The following is a 5796-nucleotide window of genomic DNA, read 5'->3' as shown; positions in this document are numbered from 1 at the left end:
GGCGTATCCTGCGACACTCCGATCTGGCGATTGCCGGCATCCTCACGGCAGTGGCCCGCGGCCTCAACCAGAGCATCGCCGAAGGTTTGCTGGTCGAGGCCGAGCAGTTCGCCCGCATGGCCCCGACCGCTGATCTGCGCGAAGGGCTGAATGCCTGGATGGCACGCCGCGAGCCGGGCTATGACGGCTCGTGGACGCATATCGCGCGTCCCGACGAGGCCAGGCGAGCCTCGTTGGCGCTGGATCAGGGCGCCACCACCAAACGGCCTTTCATGTTGGGGTGAAAGCGGCAGAAATAGTCGACCGGTCCCGCGGCCTTCAATGTCAGGCTTGCGGATTTCTTCGGCGGGATCATCACTTCCCAGCCGCCTTTCACGGTGGCCGTGTGGGCGAACACATCCTTGTTCACCCACTCGATCGTGTCGCCGACCTTGGCCTCGACGGTGGCTGGCGAGAACACCAGCCTGTCGATGATGACCTGGATGGTTTCCGCTCGCGCCGGAACGGTACCGACGGCCAGCGTCAACGCAATCCACAGATAGCGTTTCGGCATGCTCCCGGTCCTTACTTGAGCCTGCCGGCGACGTGCTCGGCGTGCTGCTCATGGCCCTGGAAAATCTTCAGGCCGGTTTCCAGCAGGCCCTTCAGGTCGGCATTCTGCGCCGACGGGATCAAAAGGGTTTCGAGCGCGCCGTTGACCTGCTTGTGGTAGGCGACCTCGTTATCGACATAGGCCTTGTCGAAGGCAGCGCCGTCGAGTTTGGCGAGCTTGGCCCGCTCCTCCGCCGCAGCTTTGGTCAGCGCCTGGCTGGTGGCGTTGTCTTCCGGCGTGACCTTGAGCTTCTTCACCAGATCGAGCGCCTGCACGTTCACGGCTTCGTGGTCGCGCACCATGTCGTTGGCGAAATCCACGACCTCCTTGGTCTTCGATTTTTCGATGGCCAGCTTGGCCGCTTCAACGTCGATGACCCCGGCCGTATAGGCGATGTGGGCGATCTGCGGATCGGTTGGCTTGTCGGCGGCTTGTGCGAACGGGGCGGTGCCGAGCAGCAGCAGGGCGGCGAGCGCGGCAGTGTGTCGGATGGACATGGCATCTCCTTCGCCGGACGCTGAAAATCGCGCCGGACTGTGTTTTCGGTTGACGGTCATTGGATGCTGGCCAGCGGCAAACGTTCCCGCCAAAATCAATTGAATCCGGTGAGGCTCAGCTTTCCAGCCCGAGCCGCCGCATGACCGCGCTGGTCAGTCGTTCGCAACGCCGGCCGGCGAAGGGGAAGGCATCGAGCAGCACCGGCCCGATCTGATCGTCCAGCGCCTTGCGCACCAGGGCGCGGGCGCGGTGCAGCCTTGTCTTGACGGTTTGCGGCCGCACGCCGAGGAGATCGGCGGTCTCCTCGATGCTCAGCCCCTCGATCACCCGCGCCACGAACACCGTCCGGTAGACGTCGGGAAGGCTGTCTGTGGCCTGTTCGACCAGTTGGAGGATCTGCCTTTGCGCCATCGTCCGTTCCGGATCGTCGCTGGGGTGGAGGGGGAACCGGATGATCTCGGCTTGCGGATTTTCCGGCATTGCCACCGTTCTGCGCCTTTTGCGCAGGCGGCCGAGCGCCTCGTTGATGACGATGCGCGACAGCCATGTGGCGAGCGAGGAGTCGCCGCGAAACGCATCGAGATGGGCGAAAGCCTTGAGGTAGGCCTCCTGGACGATGTCCTCGGCCTCGCTGTCATTGCGCACGACGCCGCGCGCGATCCGGTAGAGCCGCTGATTGTGTGTCTTGATGATGGTGCGGAAGGCGTCGCCGTCGCGCGCCAGCGCGCGGTGCACAAGCTGCATCTCGCCTGGCGCAGCGGAAGGCACGGCCGTCAACACAGCAGGCATCGCCACTTTCCTCAACCCAATCTCCGAACCAAGATCTCGATCGGGAGATTGGACGCTGTCGCCGGCAAAAGGTTCCCGAAGATTTTCTGCCGGGCCCGGCGGCCGCTACCCTACAGTGCGAGTGAAGGCTTGTCAGGCAGCCTGCAGGCGCGCTGTGGCCGCCAACAGATCGGTCTGGGTGATCAGCCCGAGAATCCGCTTGTCGTCGTCGACGATGATGACCGCGTGGCTGCGGCCGTCGGTGAGCACGGGCAGCAGACCCATGGCGGCGAAGCCGGCGGCGGCTGTTGCCGCGGGCGATATAACGGATCCGACCGTCCCGGAGGCCTGGGTGAGTTCGCGCAACCCCACGGTGCCTGCCAGCCTGGCCTCCGCATTGACGACCGGCAAGGTCCGGATGTTGTGGTCAAGCAGCAATTGGCGCGCCGCCTCGGTCGAGGTGTGAGCATCGACCGAGATGACATCGCGCGACATGATGTCCTCGCACAGAAGGGTCTTGTGCGCGCGCACCATCGCCTGCAATTCGACCTGCCGCAGCAGCCGGTCGAGATCGTTGCGATCGATATCGAACGTCTCGTCGAGTGCGCCAAGCGCGGCATCGATGTCTTCGGAGCGGAAGCCGACGCGCAGTTGCGCCGGCGGATCGCCGGTGCCGTGGCTGTTCGCCGGCACTGCAACCGGCACATGCGGATAATTGCGCCGGGCCAGCCTGTGGAAGCCGTAGCCGAGCGCCACCAGCAGGATCGAGTTCAGCGCCACCGGAACGAATGGAAACAGGAAGCCGGCGCTGATGACGGCAGGCCCTCCCAGCACCGCGGTCAGCGCGGCCGCTCCTCCCGGCGGATGCAGGCAGCGCGTGAACGACATGGCGGCGATGGCCAGTGCCACCGCGATGCCGCTGGCAAGGGCGGTTTCGTGGATGAAATGCGCCACGATCACGCCGACCAGCGCCGATATCGTGTTGCCGCCGATGATCGACCATGGCTGTGCCAGCGGACTGGCGGGCACGGCGAACAGCAGCACCGCCGACGCCCCCATCGGCGCCACCAGCAGCGGCACATGCGGGCCGTTGCCGAGTACAAGGCTGGCGATCACGCCGGTGAGCGCAATGCCGATCGTCGCGCCGATACAGGCGACGAGACGCTCGCGCAGCGTCGCGCCGGCAAGAATGGGAACAAAAAGGCGGAAAGCCATGGGGTCGAAAACTCTGCCGGTATTCCAGGGGAAGTCGAAAATGTGCTGATCGCACCGCAATGACGCGGCATCGTTGAATTTGAAAGCCAAACTGATCCGGCAAACCGCAATTTTAGGGAATAGAATTCCGCTACGCAGCCGCCGCGGCGGTCAGGCCGCGCGAGATGTCGGCCTTCAGGTCGTCGACGTCCTCGAGGCCGATCTGCAGGCGGATCAACGGACCCTCATAGGGCGCTTTTGCAACGACGCGGTCGCCGAGCCAGACCGGTACGGCAAGGCTCTCATAGCCGCCCCAGGAATAGCCGAGGCCGAAGATCCGCAGCGCGTCGAGAAAGGCGTGCTGCTGCTTCTGGCCGCCACCGGCAAGAACGATGGAAAAGATGCCGCTGGAGCCGGAGAAATCTCGCTTCCACAGAGCGTGGTCCGGATGGCTGGGCAGGGCCGGGTGGAGCACGCGCGCCACGCCCTTCTGGCCCTCGAGCCAGGAGGCGATGGCAAGCGTACTGCGCTGATGGTGTTCGAGGCGCACGCCCATGCTGCGCAGGCCACGCAGCACCTGGTAGACGTCGTCGGGCCCGGCGCAACAGCCAAGCGTGCAGAAGCTCTCGTAAAGATGCGTCCAGCAGCTCTCATTGGCCGACACCGTGCCGAGCAGCACGTCGGAATGGCCGGCTGGGTATTTGGTCGCCGCATGGATCGAGATGTCGACGCCGTGGTCGAGCGGACGGAAATAGAGTGGCGTCGCCCACGTATTGTCCATCATGACGATGGCGCCCGCGGCGTGCGCCGCCTTGGCGATAGCCGGGATGTCCTGCACCTCGAACGTGTTGGAGGCCGGCGATTCCGTGAACACCACCTTGGTGTTGGGCTTGATCAACGCCGCGATGCCGGCGCCGACATCGGGGGCGTAATACTCGACCTCGACGCCCAGCCGCTTCAGCATCGTGTCGGCGAAATTGCGGGTCGGATGATAGACGGTATCGACGATCAGCAGATGGTCGCCGGCCGAGACGAAGGCGAGCAGCGGCACCGTCACCGCCGCAAGGCCCGACGGCACTACGATCGTGCCTGCCGAGCCTTCCAGCGCGTCTATGGCATGGGCAAGCGCATCGGTCGTCGGTGTGCCGCGCGTGCCGTAAGTGTATTTCTGGGTGCGTGCCGCCATCGAAGCCGCGTCGCGAAACAGCACGGTCGAAGCATGCACCACCGGCGGATTGACGAAGCCGAAATAGTCGTGCGGATTGTTGCCCGAATGGGCAAGCCGCGTGTTGATGCCCATCCCGCCGTGCTCGCTGCCGTCCTTCGCCATTCTGCGTCGCCTTGTTTGACAAGCCGCTAGCCATAGTGCGGCGCTATGGACCGTGCAACAGCCACCGCCCGCCAGGAGGCGGACTTCGAATATGCCAATTCGTCGCGGCAAAAACAGCGATGCTGGGACAGGGTATTAAACGAAAAACCCGCCTGTGCGGCGGGTTATCGGCGCAAATCAGCACCATGGACGAATATGTACCATAGCTGAGGGCAGGGTGTCAAGAAAAAATTCCTATCGGGAAAGGCGGTCTTTGATTGATCTGCGTTAGGAGTCCTCATCTCAGCCGATCGGCCTATTGTGGGCGGCTGTGGAAGGTATATGATTGCAGGCTAATATTAATCGCCGGATTGCTTCGATCAGATGCTGCCGGATGGTTGCTGCCGGTTGACCTCTGGTCCTCCACGATCCGGATCGCGCTCACGAAGCGTGAGCGCGGCAAGGGAGGAATGCCATGCCGGACGTCAAATGGGCCATGAAGGCGCGCGAATTCATCAATTGCAACTGCGCCTATGGCTGCCCGTGCCAGTTCAACGCCATGCCGACATACGGATTCTGCCAGGCGGTCGCCGGCATGGAAATCGAGAGCGGCCATCACGGCGACACCAAGCTCGACGGGTTGCGGTTCGTCGGGATTTTCAGCTGGCCCGGCGCCATACACCAGGGCGGGGGTGAAGCCGCGGTGGTCATCGACGAGAGGGCGACGGAAGCCCAACGTGGCGCGCTGCTTCGCATATTGGGCGGTCTGGACACCGAGCCAGGTGCAACGATATTTCAGGTCTTTTCGACCACGCTGGAGAAATTCCACGATCCGATCTTCGCGCCGATCGAATTCAAAATCGACGTCGACGCGCGAACCAGTCAGCTGCATGTCGAGGGTATAACCGACGGTCGCGGCGAGCCGATCCGGAATCCGGTCACCGGCGCCGCGCACCAGGCGCGCATCGACTTGCCGCACGGCTTCGAATACGCGATCGCCGAGGTCGGGCGCGGCTGGACCAAGGCGACGGGCCCGATCAAGTTCGAACTGGCCGATACGCACAGCCATTTCGCCAATCTGCATCTTACGCAGAGCGGCATCGTGCATTGACCTGATCCAATGGGCGATACGGCCCTCGAGGCGGTGCTGAGGCGCGATCGCGCGGTCGTGATGGCCGCGCTCGTGGTGATTGCCGTGCTCGCCTGGGCCTATGTGCTGTGGCTCGCCGCCACCATGGTCATGCCCGGCTCCCCCTTGCCGGATAGCGGAGGCGGCGACATGGCCGGCATGGATATGGCCGGCATGGATATGGGCGCCGCCATGGCGCCCGGCTTCCGGCCCTGGGCATTGGGCGATTTCGCCTTCACCTTCACGATGTGGGCGGTGATGATGGTCGGCATGATGACGCCGTCGGTCGCGCCGATGTTGCTGCTC

General features: G+C 64.0%; 6 protein-coding genes and 2 pseudogenes. 3 read left to right on the top strand and 5 right to left on the bottom strand.

Annotated features, from left to right (window positions below):
• Window positions 1-284: pseudogene (locus EN939_RS18210) on the top strand (enoyl-CoA hydratase); the annotation flags it as partial.
• Here the strand turns inward: EN939_RS18210 and EN939_RS18205 are convergent.
• The 5 genes from EN939_RS18205 to EN939_RS18185 form a co-directional block, all read right to left on the bottom strand.
• Window positions 245-553: a cupredoxin domain-containing protein gene (locus EN939_RS18205; RefSeq protein ID WP_127269122.1), complete on the bottom strand. Its 309-nt coding sequence runs from the start codon at window positions 551-553 to the stop codon at window positions 245-247. The pseudogene EN939_RS18210 and the gene EN939_RS18205 overlap by 40 nt on opposite strands.
• Window positions 554-564: 11 nt before the next feature.
• A complete protein-coding gene (locus EN939_RS18200; protein ID WP_127269121.1) occupies window positions 565-1089 on the bottom strand; it encodes a DUF4142 domain-containing protein in 525 nt (174 codons plus the stop codon).
• A 115-nt stretch (window positions 1090-1204) separates the two neighbouring features.
• Window positions 1205-1879 carry an RNA polymerase sigma factor gene (locus tag EN939_RS18195; RefSeq protein ID WP_127269120.1) on the bottom strand — a complete coding sequence of 225 codons (675 nt, stop codon included), beginning with the start codon at window positions 1877-1879 and terminating at the stop codon, window positions 1205-1207.
• Between the two features lie 132 nt (window positions 1880-2011).
• Window positions 2012-3073, bottom strand: a complete 1062-nt coding sequence (locus tag EN939_RS18190; RefSeq protein ID WP_127269119.1) for an HPP family protein — start codon at window positions 3071-3073, stop codon at window positions 2012-2014.
• 130 nt (window positions 3074-3203) lie between these two features.
• The gene (locus EN939_RS18185; protein WP_127269118.1) at window positions 3204-4382 is read right to left on the bottom strand and encodes a cystathionine beta-lyase; all 1179 of its coding nucleotides are present in this window, start codon (window positions 4380-4382) and stop codon (window positions 3204-3206) included.
• 454 nt (window positions 4383-4836) lie between these two features.
• On the opposite strand from EN939_RS18185, the gene EN939_RS18180 reads away from it, so the two are divergent.
• Together EN939_RS18180 and EN939_RS18175 are read left to right on the top strand one after the other, a co-directional pair.
• Window positions 4837-5472, top strand: a complete 636-nt coding sequence (locus EN939_RS18180; RefSeq protein WP_127269117.1) for a DUF1326 domain-containing protein — start codon at window positions 4837-4839, stop codon at window positions 5470-5472.
• A gap of 9 nt (window positions 5473-5481) precedes the next feature.
• A pseudogene (locus tag EN939_RS18175) lies at window positions 5482-5796 on the top strand (DUF2182 domain-containing protein); the annotation flags it as partial.

Origin of the sequence: Mesorhizobium sp. M7A.F.Ca.CA.002.05.1.1, from assembly GCF_003998335.1 — a bacterium.
In the GTDB taxonomy this organism is placed as follows: Bacteria; Pseudomonadota; Alphaproteobacteria; order Rhizobiales; family Rhizobiaceae; genus Mesorhizobium.
Note: the sequence above shows the minus strand (reverse complement) of the source record. Positions and strands in the feature narration are given on the sequence as shown.

What these genes read in the sequence shown, in the direction of transcription:
- EN939_RS18205 (WP_127269122.1), bottom strand. Translation starts at nt 553, where the DNA reads ATGCCGAAACGCTATCTGTGGATTGCGTTGACGCTGGCCGTCGGTACC.
- EN939_RS18200 (WP_127269121.1), bottom strand. Translation starts at nt 1,089, where the DNA reads ATGTCCATCCGACACACTGCCGCGCTCGCCGCCCTGCTGCTGCTCGGC.
- EN939_RS18195 (WP_127269120.1), bottom strand. Translation starts at nt 1,879, where the DNA reads ATGCCTGCTGTGTTGACGGCCGTGCCTTCCGCTGCGCCAGGCGAGATG.
- EN939_RS18190 (WP_127269119.1), bottom strand. Translation starts at nt 3,073, where the DNA reads ATGGCTTTCCGCCTTTTTGTTCCCATTCTTGCCGGCGCGACGCTGCGC.
- EN939_RS18185 (WP_127269118.1), bottom strand. Translation starts at nt 4,382, where the DNA reads ATGGCGAAGGACGGCAGCGAGCACGGCGGGATGGGCATCAACACGCGG.
- EN939_RS18180 (WP_127269117.1), top strand. Translation starts at nt 4,837, where the DNA reads ATGCCGGACGTCAAATGGGCCATGAAGGCGCGCGAATTCATCAATTGC.